The organism is Streptodolium elevatio (assembly GCF_053592165.1).
Genome location: NZ_JBSFVE010000040.1, coordinates 14,820 through 35,971, shown reverse-complemented (window position 1 = coordinate 35,971; position 21,152 = coordinate 14,820). Strand labels below are relative to the sequence as shown.

General features: G+C 71.9%; 19 protein-coding genes. 6 read left to right on the top strand and 13 right to left on the bottom strand.

The genetic code is table 11. The features are described from left to right. A partial coding sequence (locus ACWD12_RS39055) for a thioesterase domain-containing protein (RefSeq protein WP_450103621.1) occupies window positions 1-1,859 on the top strand: 1,859 nt, incomplete at its 5' end. An 88-nt stretch (window positions 1,860-1,947) separates the two neighbouring features. Beyond that, window positions 1,948-3,009 carry an iron-siderophore ABC transporter substrate-binding protein gene (locus tag ACWD12_RS39050; protein WP_450103620.1) on the top strand — a complete coding sequence of 354 codons (1,062 nt, stop codon included), beginning with the start codon at window positions 1,948-1,950 and terminating at the stop codon, window positions 3,007-3,009. 141 nt (window positions 3,010-3,150) lie between these two features. Here ACWD12_RS39050 and panD read toward each other — a convergent pair whose 3' ends face one another. The 4 genes from panD to ACWD12_RS39030 are packed head-to-tail and all read right to left on the bottom strand — an operon-like array spanning window position 3,151 to window position 6,778. Continuing rightward, the gene (gene panD, locus ACWD12_RS39045) at window positions 3,151-3,576 is read right to left on the bottom strand and encodes an aspartate 1-decarboxylase (RefSeq protein ID WP_450103619.1); all 426 of its coding nucleotides are present in this window, start codon (window positions 3,574-3,576) and stop codon (window positions 3,151-3,153) included. Window positions 3,577-3,589: 13 nt separating this feature from the next. Then, window positions 3,590-3,841 (bottom strand): MbtH family protein, encoded by a 252-nt coding sequence (locus ACWD12_RS39040; RefSeq protein ID WP_358360273.1) that lies wholly within the window; start codon window positions 3,839-3,841, stop codon window positions 3,590-3,592. Next, complete coding sequence (locus ACWD12_RS39035) at window positions 3,819-5,456, bottom strand: MFS transporter (RefSeq protein ID WP_450103618.1); 1,638 nt, start codon at window positions 5,454-5,456, stop codon at window positions 3,819-3,821. Before ACWD12_RS39035 ends, ACWD12_RS39040 begins: the two co-directional genes overlap by 23 nt. 2 nt (window positions 5,457-5,458) lie before the next feature. Then, a complete protein-coding gene (locus ACWD12_RS39030) occupies window positions 5,459-6,778 on the bottom strand; it encodes a lysine N(6)-hydroxylase/L-ornithine N(5)-oxygenase family protein (protein ID WP_450103617.1) in 1,320 nt (439 codons plus the stop codon). A 114-nt stretch (window positions 6,779-6,892) separates the two neighbouring features. Between ACWD12_RS39030 and ACWD12_RS39025 the strand changes: the two genes are divergently transcribed. Further along, on the top strand, window positions 6,893-8,233 hold the full coding sequence (locus tag ACWD12_RS39025; RefSeq protein WP_450103616.1) for a salicylate synthase: 1,341 nt from the start codon (window positions 6,893-6,895) through the stop codon (window positions 8,231-8,233). A 100-nt stretch (window positions 8,234-8,333) separates the two neighbouring features. On the opposite strand, the gene ACWD12_RS39020 is transcribed toward ACWD12_RS39025, so the two are convergent. Beyond that, window positions 8,334-9,494: a FecCD family ABC transporter permease gene (locus ACWD12_RS39020; RefSeq protein WP_450103615.1), complete on the bottom strand. Its 1,161-nt coding sequence runs from the start codon at window positions 9,492-9,494 to the stop codon at window positions 8,334-8,336. Further along, window positions 9,491-10,516 carry a FecCD family ABC transporter permease gene (locus ACWD12_RS39015; protein WP_450103614.1) on the bottom strand — a complete coding sequence of 342 codons (1,026 nt, stop codon included), beginning with the start codon at window positions 10,514-10,516 and terminating at the stop codon, window positions 9,491-9,493. Before ACWD12_RS39015 ends, ACWD12_RS39020 begins: the two co-directional genes overlap by 4 nt. 234 nt (window positions 10,517-10,750) lie before the next feature. Between ACWD12_RS39015 and ACWD12_RS39010 the strand changes: the two genes are divergently transcribed. Continuing rightward, window positions 10,751-11,458, top strand: a complete 708-nt coding sequence (locus ACWD12_RS39010) for an isochorismatase family protein (protein WP_450103613.1) — start codon at window positions 10,751-10,753, stop codon at window positions 11,456-11,458. Window positions 11,459-11,489: 31 nt separating this feature from the next. On the opposite strand, the gene ACWD12_RS39005 is transcribed toward ACWD12_RS39010, so the two are convergent. The 4 genes from ACWD12_RS39005 to ACWD12_RS38990 all read right to left on the bottom strand — a co-directional run bounded on the left by ACWD12_RS39005 (window position 11,490) and on the right by ACWD12_RS38990 (window position 14,497). Beyond that, window positions 11,490-12,950, bottom strand: coding sequence for a carotenoid oxygenase family protein (locus ACWD12_RS39005; protein ID WP_450103612.1), 1,461 nt, complete (start codon window positions 12,948-12,950; stop codon window positions 11,490-11,492). 99 nt (window positions 12,951-13,049) lie between these two features. Then, window positions 13,050-13,601: an SRPBCC family protein gene (locus tag ACWD12_RS39000; protein WP_450103611.1), complete on the bottom strand. Its 552-nt coding sequence runs from the start codon at window positions 13,599-13,601 to the stop codon at window positions 13,050-13,052. A gap of 74 nt (window positions 13,602-13,675) precedes the next feature. Then, on the bottom strand, window positions 13,676-13,990 hold the full coding sequence (locus ACWD12_RS38995; RefSeq protein ID WP_358360293.1) for an ArsR/SmtB family transcription factor: 315 nt from the start codon (window positions 13,988-13,990) through the stop codon (window positions 13,676-13,678). 126 nt (window positions 13,991-14,116) lie between these two features. Further along, window positions 14,117-14,497, bottom strand: a complete 381-nt coding sequence (locus ACWD12_RS38990) for a hypothetical protein (RefSeq protein ID WP_450103610.1) — start codon at window positions 14,495-14,497, stop codon at window positions 14,117-14,119. A gap of 269 nt (window positions 14,498-14,766) precedes the next feature. Here ACWD12_RS38990 and ACWD12_RS38985 point away from each other — a divergent pair, with 269 nt between their 5' ends. Both ACWD12_RS38985 and polX read left to right on the top strand, forming a co-directional pair. Beyond that, the gene (locus tag ACWD12_RS38985) at window positions 14,767-15,717 is read left to right on the top strand and encodes a TIGR03619 family F420-dependent LLM class oxidoreductase (RefSeq protein WP_450103609.1); all 951 of its coding nucleotides are present in this window, start codon (window positions 14,767-14,769) and stop codon (window positions 15,715-15,717) included. Between the two features lie 116 nt (window positions 15,718-15,833). After that, window positions 15,834-17,564 (top strand): DNA polymerase/3'-5' exonuclease PolX, encoded by a 1,731-nt coding sequence (gene polX / locus ACWD12_RS38980; RefSeq protein ID WP_450103608.1) that lies wholly within the window; start codon window positions 15,834-15,836, stop codon window positions 17,562-17,564. A gap of 27 nt (window positions 17,565-17,591) precedes the next feature. Here the strand turns inward: polX and ACWD12_RS38975 are convergent, their stop codons facing one another. The 3 genes from ACWD12_RS38975 to ACWD12_RS38965 form a co-directional block, all read right to left on the bottom strand. Further along, entirely contained in the window at window positions 17,592-18,812 is a 1,221-nt protein-coding gene (locus ACWD12_RS38975; protein WP_450103607.1) for a Gfo/Idh/MocA family protein, read from the bottom strand. Between the two features lie 90 nt (window positions 18,813-18,902). Then, entirely contained in the window at window positions 18,903-19,958 is a 1,056-nt protein-coding gene (locus tag ACWD12_RS38970; RefSeq protein WP_358360302.1) for a substrate-binding domain-containing protein, read from the bottom strand. Between the two features lie 129 nt (window positions 19,959-20,087). Further along, window positions 20,088-21,056 (bottom strand): ABC transporter permease, encoded by a 969-nt coding sequence (locus ACWD12_RS38965; protein WP_358360334.1) that lies wholly within the window; start codon window positions 21,054-21,056, stop codon window positions 20,088-20,090. Window positions 21,057-21,152 lie beyond the last annotated feature (96 nt).

The window sequence follows — 21,152 nt, the reverse complement described above, 5'->3', positions numbered from 1 at the left end:
AAGGCCACGAAGTCCACATCTGCGACGAACAACTCCGCCGCGACGCCCACGCCCTCACCCACTACCTCAACCACCACCACATCGACGTCATCAACGTGACGCCGACCTATGCCGCGCAGCTCATCGAACTGGGCCTGCTGGACCAGGGCCACCGCCCGTGCCTGGTCCTGCTCGGCGGCGAGGCCGTCGGCGGGGACGTGTGGACGGCCCTTCGCGAGACCCCGGGCGTGCTCGGCTACAACCTCTACGGCCCCACCGAATACACCATCAACACCCTCGGCGCCGGCACCGACGAATCACCGACCCCCGCCTTGGGCCGCCCGATCCACAACACCGAGGTGTACGTCCTGGACCGCCATCTGCGGCCCGTCCCGCCCGGGGTGCCGGGCGAGTTGTACGTGGCCGGCTGCGGCCTGGCGCGGGCGTACCACGACAACGCGGGCCAGACCGCCGCCCGCTTCGTCCCCAACCCCTACGGACCACCCGGCACCCGCCTCTACCGCACCGGCGACCTCACCCGACACCGCCCCGACGGCACCCTCGACTACCTCGGCCGCACCGACCACCAAACCAAAATCCGCGGCCACCGCATCGAACCCACCGAAATCGAAACCACCCTCACCACCCACCCCCACATCACCCACGCGGCGGTGACGCCCACGGCGGACCGGCAGCGCTTGGTGGCGTACATCGTCGGCGGCGCGGACCCGGACGAGGTGCGGTCCTGGCTGGCCGAGCGGCTGCCGGACTACATGGTGCCGGGCATCTTCGTCGCCTTGGACGTGCTCCCGCTGACCGTGAACGGCAAGCTCGACCGGGACGCGCTGCCCGAGCCCGACCTCGCCGACGCCGTGTCGGCGCGCGGCCCGCGGAACGACGACGAGGCCGAGCTGTGCCGGATCTTCGCGGCGGTGCTGGACCTCCCGCGGGTCGGCGTCGACGACGACTTCTTCGCATTGGGCGGGCACTCGCTGCTCGCCGTACGCCTGGTGTCGCTGATCCGGGACGCGGGCCTCGCGGCCGATCCGGCGGCGGTGACGGTGGCGACCGTGCTCACCGCGACCACCCCCGCGGCACTCGCCGAACGCCTCGGCGCGGGCCGGGAACGCGGCGACGCGGCGTTCGCGCCGCTGCTGCCGCTGCGTCCGGACGGGGCACTGCCGCCGCTGTTCTGCATCCACCCGGGCTTCGGCCTGGCCTGGCCGTACGCCGCGCTGCTGCCCTTCGTGCCCGACTCCCGTCCGGTGTACGGGCTTCAGTCGCCGGTCGTGTCCGGCGCCGAACCCGCGGCGTCGCTGGAGGAGTTGGCGGCCGAGTACCTGGCGAGGATCCGGCGTGTGCAGCCGCACGGGCCGTACCACCTGCTGGGCTGGTCGTTCGGCGGCGAAATGGCGTACGCGCTGGCCGGGCTGCTGCAACGGGCCGGCGAGGAGGTGCGGTTCCTCACGGTCCTGGACGCCCTGCCGCCTGTACCTCTTGCGGGTGGCGAAGGCCGTTCCGGGGCCGACGGGTTCGACGCCGGCGTGGCGCGCGAGCACCTGACCCGCGCGGTGCCCGGGGATGCGGACGTGCTCGCGGGGCTCGGCGACGACGTGGTCGACCGCCTCCTCGCGGCCCGGTCGGTGCACGAATACCTGTCGCCGTCAACGCCCTTCGAACCGTTCAGCGGCGATCTGCTCTGTGTGGTGGCGGCCGGCAACGGTCGGCAGGCCGGTGCGGCGGCGTGGCGCGAGCGGATCCGCGGCACCGTCCATGCACACGAAGTGCCGTACGACCATGACGATCTCCTGTCCCGCGATGCCGTCGCCGTCATCGGCCCGCTGCTGCGGGACGCCTTCGCGCGCCTTGCCGCGCCCTGATCCCCGTGTGCCGTGGCGGCGCGCCCGACCGGCCGCCGCCACGCCGCGTGTCCTCGCACCACCCCGTCCAGAAAGGCGACTTCACGACATGCACAGAACCGGTACCCACCGCGGCTTCCGCCGCTTGGCCGCCGCGGGTGTCGCCGCGGCCCTCGCACTTGGGCTCGCGGCCTGCGGCGACGACGACAAGGACGACAGCGGCAGCGCGTCCACGTCGACGCCTGCCGCGTCCGCGCCCGCCAATTCGGCGCCGGCGGCCGCCGCGTACCCGGTCACGATCACGCACAAGCTCGGGACCACCACCATCAAGGAGGCCCCCAAGCGCATCGTGGCGCTCGGCGAGGGCGACCAGGACGCCGCACTGGCGCTCGCGGTCTCGCTCGCCGGGATGGTGGAGACCACCCCGCCGGACGGGATAGCCCCCTGGGCGAAGCCGAAGCTCGGGAGCAGCAAGCCCGAGCTGATCACCATGGGCGAGAACGGCGCGCCGATCGAGAAGGTGCTCGCCCTCAAGCCGGACCTGATCCTGGCGAACACCGACTACTGGATCGAGCAGGAATACGAGAAGCTCTCGAAGATCGCGCCCACCACGGCGTTCGAGACCGGTCCGTCGCAGGACACCTGGCAGCAGGTGACCCTGCAGGTCGGCAAGGCGCTCGGCAAGTCCGCCGAGGCGCAAAAGCTGGTCACCGACCTCGAAGCGAAGGTCGCCGCGGTGGGCACCACCTACCCGGAGATCAAGGGCAAGTCGTTCGCGCTCACCAACGCGCAGAACGCGGGCACCATCGCGGTGCTCAAGGACAAGTCCGACACCTCGGTGAAGCTCCTGGCCGGCTTCGGCATGACCTTCCCCGACACCGTCGCGAACCTGCCCGGCGCGGGCTTCGCGGCCGAACTGAGCATGGAGCGCCTGGACGTGCTCGAAGTGGACATCCTGCTGAGCAACTACAACGCGGACGCCGACCTGCAGAAGGCGATCGAGGCCAACCCCCAGTTCGCCAAACTGAACGTGGTGAAGCGCGGGTCCTACATCCCGCTGGACTCCAACGACTTCTGGGCGCTGCGGGCCCCCACTCCGCTCGCGGTCGAGTACGTGATCGACAAGATCATGCCGCGGATCTCGCAGGCGGCGAAGGCACCGCGTACCTGACCGGCTGCGGCTGCGCGCACGAACGGCCGCCCGGCTGACGGACGGACGGAGAGACGACTGATGGGCGGCCCCCCTCGTGGGGGCCGCCCATCAGCCTTGTGCGGGTGTGCCGCCTCATGTCGCGCGGGGTGCAACGCCCGGTCAGACGCCCGCCGCGAGCACCGTGCCCGGGATCTGGTCGGGCGCGCCCGGCACCGGCTCGGAGGCGTCGTCACCCAGGGCCACGATGCGGTTGTCGGCGTCGACGTGCACGACGCGCGGGGTGTGCGCGGCCAGTTCGGCGTCGTCGATGAGGCCGAAGGCCATGATGATGAGCAGGTCGCCGGGGTGCACCAGGCGTGCGGCGGCGCCGTTCGCGCCGATGACGCCGGAGCCACGCGGGCCGGGGATGACGTACGTCGTCAGGCGGGATCCGTTGTCGATGTCGACGACCTGGACGACCTCGTTCGCGACGATCCCGGCCGCGTCGAGGAGGTCCTCGTCGACAGTGAGGGAGCCGACGTAGTGCAGGTCCGCCTGGGTGACCCGGGCGCGGTGGATCTTTCCGGAAAGCAGGTTGCGCAGCACGATCGGTCCTCGCTCAGTCCTCGTTCGCGGCGGTGGCGCCGGGGGTTGCGGCGGCGGCGGTTGCGGCGGCCAGGCTGCGCGGACGCAGGTCGGTCCAGTGCGCGTCGATGTACTCCAGGCACGCGGCCCGGGCGCCGGGTCCGTACACGGTGCGCCAGCCGGCCGGGACGTCGAGGAACGTCGGCCACAGCGCGTGCTGGCCTTCGTCGTTGACGACGGCGAGGAACTCGCCGTCCTCGTCGTCAAACGGGTTGGTGGCGGTCATCGGGGTCCTGCCTTTCTGCGAGGGAGTCGATTGCGAGGGCCGGGACGGCGGCGCCGTCGACGTCGACGGTGTCTGTGCCGGTGTCGGCGAAGTCGGTGGCGTCGCGGGGGTCCCGGGTGTCACCGGTACGTTCACCGGCGGCTCCGTCGCCGTCGTCGGCGCCGCCGGTCAGGGTGGCCTTGCGGAGTGCGGGGGAACCCGACGCGACAGCGCCGACGGCGGCCACGCAGGCGACGCCGCCGGCCATCAGGACCGTGCCGGGGGCGACGAGCTTGGCGCCGACGCCCGCCAGCGCGTTGCCGGCCGACGGTGCGGCGGTGGCCTGGGCGAGCCAGAGGCTGCCCACCCGGCCTTGCAGGTGGTCGGGCGTGTACGCCTGGATCAGCGCGCGCCGCAGGATCTCCGAGATGGTGTCGGCGTATCCGGCGAGCGCGAGCAACGGAAGTGCCAGCCAAAGCAGTTCCGCGGCGCCGAAGGCGGCGACCGCGAGCCCCCATCCGGCCGCGGCGGCGGCGAGCGCGACGCCCGGCCGGGTGGTGCGGCCCGTCCAGCCGCTGGTGAGCGCGCCGAGGAAGGCGCCGACGGACGGGGCGCTGTACAAGAGCCCGACGGTGATCGGGCCGCCGTCGAAGACGTGTTCACCCATTTGTGGGAAGAGCACGAACGGCATGGCCAGGACGACGGCCAACAGGTCGACGAGCATCAGCGCGCGGATCACCGGATCGGCGCGCACGTGCCGGAATCCGGCGGCGATCTCGTGCAGCGGATGACTGCCTTCGGGCTCGGCCGCCTCATCCTCCGACACGGCTCGGGGCACGACTTCGGCCACGACTTCGGGCACGGCCTTCGCCTCGACCTCGGGCGCGAGCCGATCCCCTGCTGTTGCGGTGCCGGCATTCACGTCGGCTTGACCGGCCGCCGGGGCTTCCGCGGCCCCCGCGTCCGCCGCTTCCGCCGGCTTCGCACCGGGCTCCCCCGGCTGCCCGGCCTGCCCGGCCGGTTCGGGCCGCTCCGGGCGCAGTTCGGGAAGGCGCCACAGCAGCACCGCGCCCACCGCGAAGCCCGACGCGTCGAGCAGGTAGCAGGTCGCGACGCCGGGCCCGGCCGCGACCAGACCGGCGACCATGGGCCCGACCATCGCGCCGAACTGCGTGGTGAGCGTGAGCAGCGCACCTGCGGCGGCCAGTTGTTTCCGTCCGACCAGTGCCGGGGTCACGGCCATGAGCGCGGGCGCGCCGAGCCCGTTGACCAGGCCGGCGGCGACGGCCAGGAGGTAGATGACCCACAGCCGAGGGTTGTCCGCCAGCGCGTTGACGGCGAGCGCGAGGACCACGACCGCGGCGCCGGCCCGGGTGCCGAGGATGATCTTGCGGCGGTCGGTGCGGTCGGCGACCACGCCGCCGGTGAGCAGGCCGACGCACAGGCTCACCGCGATGACGATGTTGACCATGCCGACGTGCAGCGAGGATCCGCCGATGTCGTAGACCTGGATGCTGGCCGCCACCGAAGTGAGCGCGGTGCCCAGCATCGACAGTGCGGAGGCGGCGAACAGCAGCCGGAATTCCCGGCTTTCGCGGAGCGGGGTGGTGTCCGCGGCGATCTCCCCGAGCCGCATGGTCAGTTCTTCCGGGTCGGGGACTGGTCGGCGCCGCGGTGGTCGCGGACCGATCCGAGGATCTCGCCGGCCCGGACCGCGATGTTGGAGAGCAGGGTGGAACTGAGGCCGTGGGTGTGCTCGGTGCCGCCTTGCAGGTAGATGCCGGCGGTGACGTGCGGTGCGGTGGCCGCGCGGTAGTCCCGGCCGAGGCGGGGGCGTCCGAAACCGTCGCGCAGGCAGGCGTCGGCGGTGTCGCCGAGCAACGCGAGGGCGTCGTGCGGGCGGTAGCCGGTGGCGTAGACGACGGCGTCGGCGTCCAGCGTCTCGGTCTTGCCGGTGGGCAGGTACTCGATGTCGAGGCGCGCGCGTTCGGGCCCGTCCTGCATCGCCGTGATGCGGGAGGCGTGCCGGATGCGCAGGCGTTCGCGGCCGAGGACTCGCTCCTCGTACACGGTGCGATAGAGGTCGGCGATCAGATCCCCGTCCACCACCGAGTAGTTGGTATTGCGGTGGTAGGCGGTGAGCATGTCCTTGACGTCTTCGGGTGAGTCGAAGTAGTCGTCGACGGCTGACGGGTCGAAGATGCGGTTGGCGAACGGGCTGTCGTCCGCGGGTGCGTAGCCGTAGCGGGAGAAGACCGCGTGCACTTCGGCGTCGGGGAAGCGCCGGTGCAGATAGTCGGCGCTCTCCGCGGCGCTCTGGCCGGAGCCGACCACCACCGCGGTCCGGATCGTTGCGGGGTCGGCAGCGGCGACGCGCGGGACGAGTTCGCTGTTGTGCCAGATGCGGGAGGAGGCGACGACGCCTTCGGGCAGGCGCGGGGAGAGACCGGGTGCGATGACGACGTTGCGGGCGCGGTACGTGCGGGTGCCGCCGTCGGCCGTGGCGGCGGTGACGTCGAACGCGTCTGTCTGACCATCCGTCATCACCGGTGTTATCGCTGTCACTTCGGTTCCGTATCGGACCGAGTCGGCGACGCGCGCGGCGGCCCATTCGAGATAGCCGTGGAATTCGGCGCGGAGCGGAAAGAAGGACTTGCCGTTGACGAACGCCACCAGGCGTCCGGCGGAGTGCAGATACGAGACGAAGCTGAAGTCGCTGGTCGGATTGCGCATCGTGACCAGGTCCTTGAGGAAGGAGACCTGCATGGTGGCACCGTCGACGAGCATGCCGCGATGCCACCCGAATTGCCTTTGCCTTTCCAGAAACAAGGCGTCTATCGGATCGTCCGCCGTCGCATTGTGTTCGGCGACGGCGACGGCGAGCGCGAGATTGCTCGGGCCGAAGCCGACGCCCACGAAGTCATGGACGAAGTCTGGCGCGTGGGCGAGGTCAGGCATGAAGGTGAGGCTAACCTAATCAAACGCGCGTCACCAGGCCTGCCGGAGAGGCCATGTTTTAGGGTAGGCTCACCTAACTTCCCGGCCCTGCCTGCCTGCACACCGGAGGCCACCGTGCCCCTTCTCCGCCGCGAACTCGCCGTCCCCGCCGATCCTTTGGAGCTCGCCGCGGCCCTTGCCGAGTCGCCCTCGGGCGCCGACGCACACGTCGTCTACGAACGGAACGGCTGCTGGCTCGTCGCCCTAGGCACTCTCGCGGAGATCGAGGCCACGTCGGGCCACGTCGTGACCCGCGTACCGGATCCGGAGCTGGTCCCCGGCGCCGCCGGACCGGGCGAGCACCGGGTGGCGTGGACGGGCTCGCCGTTGCCCGCGGTCTCCGCGGCTCTGGACCGCCTGCGCATCCCGGAGTGGCGCGCGTACGGCTGGGCGGGCTTCGAACTGGCGTATGTGCACGCGGGGATGCCCGAGCTGGCCGGCGACGCGCGGTTGCTGCACCTGCTGTTGCCACGTACCGAGGTTCGCCTCGCCGACGGACGCGCCGAGGTGCGCTCCGTCAGTGCCGCCGAACTCGGTGCTGTGGTCGGGCTCCTGACGGGCTACCAGCCGGTCCCCCGCAAATCTGCGGAGCCCCTGGACGTCACCGGCACCGACCCCGACGACTACCGGTCCGCCGTCGGCTCGGCGATCGACGACATCCGCTCGCGGCAGTTGCAGAAGGTAATCCTGTCGCGCGTCGTCCCGGTACTCCACGACGTCGACCTGCCGGGCACCTACCTGGCCGGGCGCCGCGGCAACACGCCGACCCGCTCCTTCCTCCTGGGGCTCGGCGACCTTCGGGCGACCGGGTTCAGCCCGGAGATCGTGGTCTCGGTCGACGCCGACCGGCACGTGGTCACCCAACCCCTGGCCGGCACACGCGCCTTGGCGTCCGACGGCCTCGACGCCGCGCGGCGCTCCGACCTGCTGAGCGACGCCAAGGAGATATTCGAGCACGCGATATCGGTCAAGGTCGCGTACGACGAAATGCTGCCGCTGTGCGAGCCCGGCTCGGTCACGGTCCGCGGGTTCATGGAGGTCAAGGAACGCGGCAGCGTGCAGCACCTGGCCTCGTCGGTGACCGGTGACCTCGCCGAACACGTGGGCCCGTGGGACGCGTTCGCCGCGCTGTTCCCCGCGGTGACCGCGTCTGGAGTACCCAAGCCCGCCGCGTACCGGGTGATCCACCGCAACGAGGCGCACCCGCGCGGCCTCTACAGCGGGGCGGTGATCACCGCCGACCACACGGGGGCGATCGACGCGGCCCTCGTGCTGCGCACGGTATTCCGCCGCGGCACGCGCACCTGGCTCCAGGCCGGTGCGGGCATCGTCGAACAGTCGACTCCGGACCGGGAGTTCGAGGAGACCTGCGAGAAGCTGCGGTCCGTCGCCCAGCACCTGGTCCCGGCGACCTGACGCCGCCCGACCGCCACCACACTCCGGCCGAGGCCCGGGCCGCCCGCCCTGGTGCCTCGGCCGGTTCGCGCCGTGCGCCACCCGGACCTTCCGAGCGGGGTCAGCCCCCGCGTCCCACCTTGTTCGCGCGTCCGAGGAACCAGAGCAGGTACGGGGCACCGATCAGCCCCGTCACGATGCCGACCGGCACCGTCTCCGGAAACGCCGTCCGGGCCAGCAGGTCGGCTCCCCCGACGACCACCGCCCCGGCGAAACCCGCGGCGAACAGCGGGATTTCCGCCGTTCCGGCCAGTCCTCGGGCGATCTGCGGCGCGGCGAGCGCCACGAACACCACCGGCCCGGCGCACGCCGTGGCCAGCGCGGCCAGGCAGGTGCCGACCAACAGCAGCGCGGTACGGGCGGCGCGGGTCGGCACGCCCAGCCCCGTCGCGATGTCGTCGCCGAACTGCAGCATGCGGTACGGCCGTACGAGCGCCACCAGCGGCGGAACCAGCAGCAGCAGGCCCAGGGCCATCCAGCGGACCTGCGTGTAGTCGCGGTTCTCCAGGCTGCCGGTGAGCCACGCGGTGGCGCGGGTGGCGGCGTCGATGTCGACGCGGGCCAGCGCCCAGCGGGTGAACGCGACGAGCATGCCGTTCGCGGCGATGCCGACCAGGACGAACCCGTAGCCGGTGATGGTGCCTTGCCGGAAGGCCAGGAAGTAGACGATCAGGCCGGTGGTCACGGCACCGACCAACGCGCCGAGCGGGACCGGGCCGTACGTCGCGGAGACGCCCGTACCGACTCCGCCCGCGAGGATCGCGACGACCGCGCCGGCCCCCGCTCCCGCGGTGATGCCCACGATGTCGGGGCCGGCGAGCGGGTTGCGCGTCACGGCCTGGAACACCGCGCCGGCCAGGCCGAGGGCGAAGCCCACCATGATGGCCACCAGCGCACGGGGAAGCCGCAGTTCGTGCACGACCAGCTCGGCGTCCTCCGGCCCCGCGTTGAACAGGCCGGTCACCACATCGGACCACGGCAGTTCGTAGTCGCCCATGGCGAGCGACGCGATGAGCGCGGCGAACGCCAGCGCCAGCAGGACCACGCAGGTCAGCAGCACGCGCAGACGCAGCGCGAAGCCGACCGGGCCGGCCGCGAACCGCACCGTCACGGGCACTCTCCCACCGCCCCTGCCCTTGAACGCGCCAAGCGCCCGGCCCTTCGAGCGCTCCTTCACCGTGCCTTCGGGTGCCCGGTTCCCCGGGCTCGTCGTCGCGGTCATCGTGCGTGCTCCCGCAGTTTGCCGATCTTGACCAGGGCGATCAGGAAGGGTGCCCCCAGGAAGGCGGTGACGACCCCGACCTCGACCTCGGTGGGCCGGGCCACGACCCGCCCCACCACGTCGGCCGACAGCAGCAGCACCGCGCCGCCGATCGCGGACGCCGGGATCAGCAGGCGCGCGTCCGGCCCGGTGAACGCGCCGACGATGTGCGGCACCGCCAACCCGAGGAACACCACGGGTCCGGCGGCGGCCACCGCGGTCCCGGTGAGGAGCACCACCGCCAGCGCACCCAGCGCCCGCGTGATCCCGGCCCGCGCCCCGAGCGCGGTCGCCGTGTCGTCGCCGAGGGCGAGCGCGTTGAAGCGGGGCGACATCACGAAGGCGAGGACGAGTCCGGCGGCCACGAAGGGCACGAACTGCCATGCCTGGCCGGTGTCGCGGCCGGTGAGCGAGCCGACCGCCCAGGAGCGGTAGCGCGACAACGCCTCGGGGTCGGAGAGCACCAGCGCACCTGTGGCGGCGTCCAACAGTGCGGAGACCGCGACGCCGGCCAGGGCCAGCTTTGCCGGGGTCGCACCGCCGCGGCCGCGGCCGCCCACTCCGTACGCCACGGCCCCCGCCGCGGCGGCACCCGCGAACGCGAACCACACCGAGCTGTACGGCCCGGTCAGGTCGAACAGCGCGACCGCCGACGCGACCGCGAACGCCGCCCCGGAAGCCACGCCGATCAACCCCGGATCGGCCAGCGGATTGCGGGTGACCTGCTGCGCCACCGCGCCCGCGGCGCCGAGGGCCACACCGACCATCAGCCCGACGAGGGTGCGCGGCACCCGCAGGTCCCAGATGAGCCCGGCGGCATCCTCGCGGTCCCCGCCGAGCATGGCGAACACCTCGGACGGGGGGTTGGTGCGCGTTCCGATCGCCAGTGACGCGAACGCCGCCACGACCAGCGCGGCGAGCAGCACCCCGAACACGACAACACGCCGGCGCCGTCCGGGTGCGGCCGCGACTTCGACAGACATCTGAGTAAGGTAAGGCATGCCTCAGTGCGGCGACAGTCCGGCACCGGATTTGACGCTGCCTCAGTCCCGCTGAGCGTCTGGGCAGTTCCGCGGACCGCCCGATTCGACGGGTCTGACACGTCCACACGCGACGACCGTTCGCGGGCCTTCGGCCGACTTGTCTGCCGCAGTGGCAGCCGGAAAGGGCCGACTGCGGGCATTCTGTTCGGCGTTCGCATCGCCGAGGAGGCATTTGTGCAGTCGACCAGCGCGACCGGCCGAGAACTGGTGCACGACTGGCGTGTTCCCGACCGTGAGTACCAACGGCACCAGGCGCGGCGCGGGCGGCGTTGGGCGTACCCCGACCTCGATCCGTACCGCACGGCGCTGGTCGTGGTCGACATGGTGCCGTTCCACACCGACGCCAATCCGTACGCCCGCGGAATCGTCCCGCGCATCCAATACCTGGCAACCTGCGTACGCAGCGCGGGCGGGACGGTCGCCTGGGTGCTTCCGGCCCCCGGCCCGAACCGTTCCGCCGCAGACGAGTTCTACGGCACCGAGATCGCCGCCCGGTACGCGGCCAGCGGGGGCAGCGGTCCGCTGGAACAGCGCCTGAGCCGCGGCCTGACGATGATGCCGGGCGACCTGCTCACCGAGAAGACCGCGCACAGCGCCTTCTTCCCCGGCCGCTGCCCGCTGCCCGATCTCCTCGGGGAACGCGGCGTCACGACCGTGGTGATCACCGGCACCGCGACCGACGTGTGCTGCGAGTCCAGCGCCCGCGACGCGTTCACGCTCGGCTACCGCGTCATCGTCGCCGCCGACGCCACCGCCACGGGCGACGACCACGCCCACAACGCCAGTCTGCGCACCGTGTACCGCTCGTTCGGCGACGTACGCGCCACCGCGGACCTGGCCATGATGCTCGCGATCCCGGGCTGCCCGGCCGGCGACGGGTGACCCACGGCGGCGGCCCGCGTCGTCGGACCGGTCACTCGTCCGTGGGCAACCAGACGCCGTGCAGACCGAGGGGCACCCGGACCGGGATGCGGATGCGGGCGACGGGCCCCTGCGCCGGGTCGTCGGCCGGGAGTACGAGCAGCCAACTCTCGCCTTCGGTACGGTTGGTGGCGAAGGCCAGCCAGTGGCCGCCCGCCTCGTCCCCGGAGCCGGGCGTCGGGGCGAACGCGGGCTCGCCCACGGCGAGGTCGCCGGCATCCCAGAGCACGGTGGTCGTCGTGGTGGTCGCCGCAGGCGTCGATCCGGCGCCCGTCCCCGCGGAGTCGATGTCGTACCAGCGGAGGGCGTCGTACTCGCCCGCGATGAGCCCCGCGCGCCTGCCGCTGCCGGCGGCGACGCCGATGCGCCGGTGCGGCCGCCCGAGCACCCGGTCGTCCACGCGCGGCAGTTCCACGCGGGCGTCGTCGAGTTGGGTGCGGCGTACCGAGCCGGCCGCCGGATCGACGACGGCGCGCGTGAGGCCGGAGTGCGCCGTACCGCCGACGGCCCCACCGCCGAGGTCGAGCGACGGCCACTGCACGTAGTCGAGCACCACATGGCCGTTCGGCGCGTCGAAGGCGTTGACAGTGTGCCAGAGCCAGAACGCCTCGTCGTCCGCCCACCGCACCGGCCCGCCGCCGCGCGGGATCAACGCGATGCGGGTGCCGCGTTCGGGGCGCCAGGCGAGGAACGACCCGCCGCTCATGGCCGCTTCGAGGTCGAAGAAGGCCGGGGCCAGCACGAGGACGAGATAGCGGCTCGTGAGCGCCATGTCGTGGATCATCGACGCGTCCGCCACCCCCTCCACGGGCGTGGGGCCGCGCGTGACGACTCCGTCCTGGCCGATGACCGACCAGGTCAGGTAGGGCGGTTCGAGGGCGTAGCAGAACACCGCCATCTCGCCGGTCACCGGATCGACCTTGGGATGCGCCGTGATGCCGGCCGGCAGACGGCCGTCGAACGTCTCCTTGCCCCTGGTGTCGAGGTCGGGAGCCATCCGGTACGGGCAGTCCGACTCCGCGAGGGCCAGCAGCCGCCCCGCGTGCTCCACGACGTTCACATCCGGCAGCGGCTTGAAGGTGTCGGCCAGTTCCGCTCCCACCTGCTCCTTGCCGGGCAGGACCATCGACTCCAGGCCGCCCCACAGCGCCCGCCCGGCCTTCTCCTCCGCACGCATCGCGGGCGTGCGCACGAAGCGATTGCGGTAGCGCGCGTGGCCCTGCGACATCCAGACGCCGTGCAGCATCCCGTCGCCGTCGATCGGGTAGAGGTACGAGCCGATCGGCGTGAACCGCGGGTTGGGGCCGTTGCGGATGTAGACGCCGTCCAGTTCGTCCGGCAGCCGGCCCTCGACGTGCAGGTCGACCGCATCGACCTCCTCGGTGACCGGTGCGAACGGTCCGACGAGATGGGCGACCCGGGACGGGTCGAAGTCTCCGGCGTGCGCGGGCATGACGGCCTCCCTGGATCACAGGTCCGCCCTTCCCATTGAAAACCCGTGGTCACCGCACCGCCAACGACGGCCGCGCACCGGCCGCCCGCCCGAGCGGGCCTACTGCACGTCGTCGACGCCGGGGATGTGCGCGCCGGAGGGCACGCCCTGGGCCACGTACGCGTCGTAGTAGCCCTTCCAGTCACCGGTCGGACCGGCGGCGTGCGGGCCGTCGCGGTGCTCGCCGTGTGCGGCGGCGTCCAGGGCGTCGAGGCACACCTGCCACCCGGCGGCATTGCGCGCGGCCGTGTCGTCCTCGGCGAGCACGTTGGTGAGCGTGAAGCGCGTCCCGCCCGAGCCCACGGGCTCCAGATCGAAGTGGAGCTCGTCCGCGTCCCACGCGAAGGACAGGTGGCGCGGCGGGTCGAGGGCCAGGACCCGGCCGACGGAGTCGGGCGTGTTGGGGTCGAAGCTGAAGCGCATCTCGCCGCCGGGCCGCAGGTCGACCTCGACCCGCGACGGGAACCAGTGCGCGAGTTCGGCCGGTTCGGTCACGAACCGCCAGACGCGCTCGATCGGATGCGGGTACGTGCGGGTGAACCGGACAGCCGGGCGGCCGTCGCCGAGGTGCACGTACGTCCCGGTGCCGGATGCGGAAGGTGCGTTCGTCATGGTGTTTCCCTGAGCGGATCGGTGCCGCGTCGTCCCCGCGCCGCGGCGGTACGGTCCCGCGCGATCGCGGGCGGTCACTCGGGCGCCTCGTCCAGCCGGGCGCCCAGTGCGTCGAGGCCGGCGTTCCAGCGCCGACGGTACGGCTCCAGCCAGGCGTCCAGCGCGGCGACCGCCGACATGTCGAGGGCGTAGACGCGGCGCTGCGCGTCCCGGTGCACCCGCACCAGGCCGGCGTCGCGCATCACCCGCAGATGCTTCGACGTGCCGGGCTGACTCAGCCCGCACGCCGCGGCGATCTCGCCGACGGTCCTCGGACGCTCCAACAGGAGAGCCATGACCGCCCGCCGATGCGGATCGGCGAGGGCGGCCCATATGGCGGTATCTGCCATGATTCTACATTCCTCTATGGTTATATGCCTGTCAAGGCATGAAAGGATGCCGCGGCCGCGGCTGGAGTCCGCTCGTGGGCGGGCCACGTGCCCACCACGTGATCGGACCGCCCCCGCGTCTGGTCGTCAGCGGACGGGTAGCGGGCGGGGCAGGGCGTCGGGGTCGGGCTTCACGGCGTCGGGCCAGGGACACGCCGGGGGTACGTTGCGGCGGTCGCCCGGATCCCAGCCCGCGGCCCGGGCCTCCCGGACGGCGGCGGCAACGAACCGGGGGCGAACCGGTTCGACCTGGAGCGCGGCGCGGCGTTCCTCAGGTGCACCGGCGTACCACGGGAAGTAGAGCCACAGGTCGAAGAACTCGATCGTGACGTGTAGGCGCCGGGTCTTGCCGCCGTCCGCCCGCCAGACGCGCAGGAGCAGTTCGCCGCTTCCACCGCCTCCCACATGCCAGCGGTACGCCTCGCCGTCGACATGGATCGGACGCGGCGCGCGGTGGTGTCGGGGCATGCGCACCAGTGTGCCCGTCTCGTGGGCGCAGCCCGGGAGGGCCGCCCCGCCGAATATCAGATCCGCCCGTCGAATGGGCGGACGATTCCGCCGCTACTGTGCACCGCATAGAACTGCCGGTGTCGACTTCGGAACCTGATGTCGATGCCCGGGTCACCCGGCGGTCGGCGGCTCGGTGACCTGCTTGCGCAGTGGATGGACGCCCTCTGGGCCGCGGAGAACCTCCCACCACCCGTCGTCCCCACTGCGAAAGAACGGAGCATCCGCCCATGGCCTCCATCGTCCCGCCCGGCCGCCTCGTCTACGGCATGCAACTGCCGGTCCAGACCAAGAGCAAGAGCACCGCCGAGCCCTGGGAGCGCGACGCCGGCGTCGAGGAGATCGTCACCGTCGCCCGGCACGCGGAGAACACCGGGTTCTTCTACATCGGCGTCTGCGACCACATCGGGGTGCCCGCCGGGCCGGAGGCCGACCACATGAGCACCACGTGGTACGACTGCGTGGCCACCCTCGGCATGCTGGCCGGGGTCACCAGCACCGTGCGGCTGTTGTCCAACGTGTACATCGTGGCGTACCGGCACCCGTTCGCCACCGCCAAGGCGTTCATGACGCTCGACCAGCTCTCCGGCGGCCGCGTGGTGCTCGGCGTCGGCGCCGGGCACCTGCGCGGCGAGTTCGAGGCGCTGGGCGTGCCGTTCGAGCAGCGCGGGGCGATCACCGACGAAGCCCTCGACGGCATCCGGGCCGCCTTCACCGGCGAGTACCCCGAGCTGGACGGCCCCCGCTTCGCCGACGGCGGCCTGGGCCTCGGGCCTCGGCCGGTGCAGGCGTCCATCCCGATCTGGATCGGCGGCAAGGCCCGACCCGCCCTGCGCCGGGTCGCGCTGCGCGGCGACGGGTGGATCCCGCAGGCCACGCCGCGTGCGCAGATGGCGGAGGACATCGCGTACATCAGGCAGCTGCGTGAGGAGGCCGGCCGCACCGGTCCGCTCGACATCGGCTTCATCACCGAGGCGGTGCACATCGGCACGCCCGCCTGGGACCTCGGCGACGCCCCGGTGCTGACCGGCCGCCCCGAGCAGATCGCCGAACACATGCGCGCCATGGGCGAGATCGGGGTCAACCACCTCCAGATCCGCTTCCGCAACCGGTCGCCGGGCGAGCTCCAGGACCAGATGTCGGCCTGGCACACCGATGTGGCGCCGCTGCTGAACGCATGAGCGCCGGGCTTACCGGCACCCGACGTGCCGACCGCGGCCGGGCGGCCTGACCCGGTCGCGACACGCACGGCTCGGCCGACGTGCCGTACCCCCGGCCCGTGACGCAGGCTGGGGGTATGGCACGGGCAAACGAGATCGTCGCGGCGCTGCTCCAGGAGTACGCCGACCTCCTGTCGATCACGCAGGGCGACGCCTTCAAGGCTCGCGCGTACGAGAAGGCCGCCCGCGCGATCGCGGGCCACTCCTCCGACGTCGCCGGGCTCGACGCGAAAGGCCTGCGCGACATCCCGAACGTCGGCAAGTCGATCGCCGACAAGGTCGCCGAGTACCTCGAAGGCGGCAGCATCGCGGTCGTCGAGGAGGCCCGCACCGCGATCCCGCCGGGGGTCCGCGAGCTGGTCGCGATCCCCGGCCTCGGCCCGCGCAAGGCCATGCAGCTGTACGAGGACCTGGGAATCTCGTCCGTCGACGGACTCCTCGACGCGGTCACCCGGCACCGGCTGCGCGACCTCAAGGGATTCGGCGCCAAGACCGAGGACAATATCCGGCACGGCATCGAACTCATGCAGAAGGCGGGCGGCCGCATCCTGCTCAGCTCCGCGATGGACGTCGCCGAGCAGATCGTCGCGGAGCTGTCGGCGATCGACGGGTGTGTGCGGTGCACGTACGCCGGCTCGCTGCGCCGCATGCGCGAGACGATCGGCGACATCGACATCCTGGTCGCGGCGGAGGACTCGGCGCCGTTCATGGCCGCGATCGGAGAGCTCCCGCAGACCGCCGAGATCATCGCGGGCGGCGCGAAGAAGACCTCGGTGCGCACCACCAAGGGCCTTCAGGTCGATCTGCGGGTCCTGCCGCCGAGCGCGTGGGGTGCCGGGCTGCAGTACTTCACCGGTTCGAAGGAGCACAACGTCCGGATCCGCGAGATCGCGGTGCGCCGCAAGCTCAAGCTGTCCGAGTACGGCCTCTTCCACGCCAAGAGCGGCGAGATGATCGTGTCCGAGACCGAGCGGGAGATCTACGAGCGGTTGGACCTGCCGTGGATCCCGCCGCCGCTGCGCGAGAACCGCGGCGAGATCGAGGCCGGGCAGCGCGGCGAGCTGCCGGACCTGGTGACCGACGCCGACATCCGCGGCGACCTGCACACGCACACCGATCTGACGGACGGGGTCTCCACGCTGGAGGAGATGGTCGCGGCCGCGGCGGCGCGCGGGTACGCGTACTACGCCGTCACCGACCACGCGCCGAACCTCTACATGCAGCGCATGACCACCGAGAAGATGCTCGCGCAGCGCGACCGGGTGCGGGCCCTCGACGGCACGCACGGGCGCATGCGGCTGCTGCACGGCACCGAGCTCAACATCGCGCCGGACGGCTCGCTCGACTGGCCGGACGACGTGCTCGCCGGATTCGACGTGTGCGTCGCCTCGATCCACTCGCATTTCACGCAGAGCCGGGACGAGCTGACGCGCCGCCTGATCCGCGCGTGCGAGAACCCGTACGTCTCCGTCATCGGCCACCCCACCACCCGCCGCATCGGCAAACGCCCGGGTATCGACGCCGACTTCGACGCGGTGTTCGAGGCCTGCGCGCGTACCGGCACGGCGCTGGAGATCGACTCGCACCCCGAACGCCTCGACCTGCGCGACGAGGACATCCTGCGGGCCAGGAAACACGGCGTGAAGTTCTCGATCGACTCCGACGCGCACTCCACGACGCACCTGCCGTACATCCGGTTCGGGGTCGGCACCGCGCAACGTGCCTGGCTCACCAAAGACGACGTCATCAACACCTGGCCGCTGGGCAGGCTGCGGAAGTTCCTGGCCGCGAAGCGTCCGCGCGCCTGACCCGGCGGCCCCCCGCCTCCCCGCGGGTCAGCCGTCGACCGGCGTCCAGCGGCTGCTGTCGGCGGCACTCGCCTCCACGGCGGCCAAGACCCGCTGGACCCGCAGGCCGTCGTCGAACGAGGGCTGCGGAGTCGTACCCGTCGCGATGGCCTCGACCAGGTCGCGGGCCTGGTGCGTGAAGCTGTGCTCGTAGCCGAGGCCGTGGCCGGGCGGCCACCACGCGCCGGTGTACGGGTGGGTGGGCTCGGTGACGGTGATGCGGCGGAAGCCCGCGGTGGCGGCCGGCTCGTCGTGGTCGTGGAACCACAGGTCGTTCATGGCCTCGAAGTCGAAGGAGAGGCTGCCGCGCGAGCCGTTCAGCTCGATGCTCAGCGCGTTCTTGCGGCCGGTGGCGAAGCGGGTGGCCTCGAAGGTCGCGAGCGCGCCGCCGGAGGTGCGGGCCAGGAAGATCGCGGCGTCGTCGACGGTCACCGTGCCGATTCCGTCGGCGCTGCCGCTTGTCGGGCCGGCGGCCTGCGCGCCGATGCCGGATCCGGCGGTGCCCAGCGGACGCTTGTGCACGAACGTCTCGGTGACGGCGCTGACCCCGGTGATGTGATCGCCCGTCAGGAACTCGGCCAGGTCGATGATGTGCGCGCCGATGTCGCCCAGCGCCCCGGAGCCGGCCTCTTCGCGGACGAGCCGCCACACGAGCGGGTGTTCGGGGTCGACGATCCAGTCCTGGAGGTACCGGGCGCGGACGTGGCGGATGGTGCCGAGCCTGCCGTCGGCGACGAGCGTACGGGCCAGGGTCAGAGCCGGGACGCGGCGGTAGTTGAACCCGACCATGGCCAGGACCCCGCGCTCGGCGGCCGCGGCCGCCGCCCGGGCCATCGCCTCCGCCTCGGCCGGCGTGTTCGCCAGCGGCTTCTCGCACAACACGTGCTTGCCCGCCTCGAGTGCGGCGACGGCGATCTCGGCGTGCACCGAGCCCTGGGCGCAGATGTCGATCAGCGCTATGTCGTCCCGGTCGAGGAGTTCGCGCCAGTCCGTGGTCGACTCGGCCCAGCCCAGCCGGGCCGCGGCGGCCTCGACGCGCGCCGCGTCCCGACCGGCCACGACCCGCAGTTCGGGCCGCATGGGCAGGTCGAAGAAGGCGTCCACGGAGCGCCATGCGTGCGAGTGGACACGCCCCATGAAGGAGTGCCCGACCATGCCGACACCCAGGGGCGGGCGTGCGGTTCGGGAGTGCTGGGGAAGTGACGACATGGGTGTGGGGTGCCTTTCGGTTCGGGACGCCGGCGCGTGACGGTGACACGGCGGCGACCGGACGCCCCGGTCGCCGCCGCAGAAAGTCGGCTACGAGAACGCGGTGGGCAGGTACCGGTCGACGTTCTCCTTGGTGACCACGGCCGAGTACGTGGTGATGGACGCCGGCACCTCCAACTCGGCCAGGTCGGCGAGCGACTTCGCCTGGCCGATCATGCGGGCCAGGATGATCGCGGACGACGCCATGCTCGGCGGGTAGAGCACGGTGGCCTTCATGGGGGTGTTGTCGGCCTTGATGTCCTCCATGGCCTTCTTCGACCCGGCGCCGCCGACCATCAGGAACTCGTTGTCGCGGCCCGCCTGCTTGATCGCCGCCATGACGCCGATGCCCTGGTCGTCGTCGTGGTTCCACATCGCGTCGATCTTGCCGTTGGCCTGGAGCAGTTGGGCCGCCACGCGCTGGCCGACCGCCGCGGTGAAGTCCGCGGCCTGCCGGGCCGCGACCTTCATGCCGGCCGCTTCCAGTGCCTCGCGGAAGCCCTGGCTGCGCTGCTGGGTGAGTTCGAGGTTGTCGAGCCCGGCGACCTCGACCACGACCGGGTTCGTCTTGCCGGCCTGCTTCATCTGCGCGGCTATGTAGGTGCCGGCGTTGACACCCATGCCGTAGTTGTCGCCGCCGATCCAGGTGCGGTACGACAGCGCGTTCGCGAAGACGCGGTCCAGGTTGACGACCGGGATGCCGGCCTCCATCGAGCGCCGCGCCACGGCGGTGAGCGCCTTGCCGTCGTACGGCAGGATCACCAGCACGTCGACCTTGGAGTCGATCAGCGACTGCACCTGCTGGATCTGCTGGTTGACGTCGTTGGTGCCTTCCGTCGCCTTGAGCGTGACGTCGGAGAACTCCTTCGCCTGCGCCTTGGCGTTGAGGCTGATCGCACCGATCCAGCCGTGGTCGGCGGCCGGCGCGGAGAAGCCGATCGTGACGGGCTTTCCGGGCGGCTCGGGGCTGCCCGAGGCCGCGGCCGGCGCCTTGACCTGCGGGCCGGTGTCCTTGTCCGACGAGTTGCTGGTGCATCCCGCCACGAGGGCGCCGGCGCCCAGCGCGGCGCCGCCCAGGATGAAGCCTCTGCGATGGAGCTGGGACATGGATGACTCCCGAGGGGAACGAGGGCTGGAGGTACGAGGGCTGGAGGTACGGAGGCCGGAGGTACGGAAGTACGAGGCCGGAGGGGCGCGCCGCGTCGTGCGGGCGGGGGTGGCGCCGGGCACGCGCCGTCAGGCGTTCACGCGCCTGCGCACGCCGCCCCAGCGCTGGATCAGCAGGACCGCGATGATGATCACGCCCTTGGCGATCTGCTGGATCGGCGACGCGAGGTTGTTGAGGATGAACAGGTCCTGGATCGTGGTGAACACGAGCACGCCGAGGATCGACCCCACCACCGACCCGAAGCCGCCGGTGAGCAGCGTCCCGCCGATGACCACGGCGGCTATCGCGTCGAGTTCGTAGAGCTGGCCGTGCGTGCTCGCACCGGTGTTCGCCTGCGCGGTCAGCATGATCGCGGCGATTCCGCAGCACAGGCCGGACACGACGTACAGCAGGCAGGTGTGCAGCCGGACGTTGATACCGGCGAGCCGGGCCGCCTCGGGGTTGCCGCCGACGGCGAACGTACGCCGGCCGAAGGTCGTGCGGTTGAGGACGATCCAGCCCACCACCACGACGACCAGGAACAGGTACACGTGCATCGGTATGCCGAAGTACTTGTTCTCGGCGATCTTGAGGAAGCCGTCCACCTCGACCAGTTGCGACTTCCGGTCGGAGATCTGCTCGGCGAGGCCCCGGGCCGAGACGCTCACCGCGAGTGTGACGATGAAGGCCACGAGGCCGCCGAACGCGATCAGCACCCCGTTGAGCAGGCCGCACACCAGGCCCACGACGATCGCCGTGAACAACATGCCGAACAGCCCGGTGTCCTGGGTGGCGACGGTGGTCGCCCAGACCGACGACAGCGCCATGATGGCGCCCACCGACAGGTCGATGCCGCCGCCGATGATCACGAAGGTCATGCCCACCGTGATCACGCCGACAACGGCCGCGAGCGACAGGATCGTGACCATGTTGCTGCTGGTCGCGAAACGGTCCCCCTTGGTGGTCAGCCCGATCACGAAGAGCAGGCCCAGCGCGACCAGCAGCGCGATGTGCTGGGTGGCCCCCGACCCGCCGGCGTGCGTGAAGAGGAAGCCCAGCGGGCCGCGTCGTGCGCCGCCCAGGTCGAGCGGCGCCTTGCCGACGCCCACGGGCACGTCCGATGGCGGAGGCGACGAGGCCTTCGTGAGGTCCGG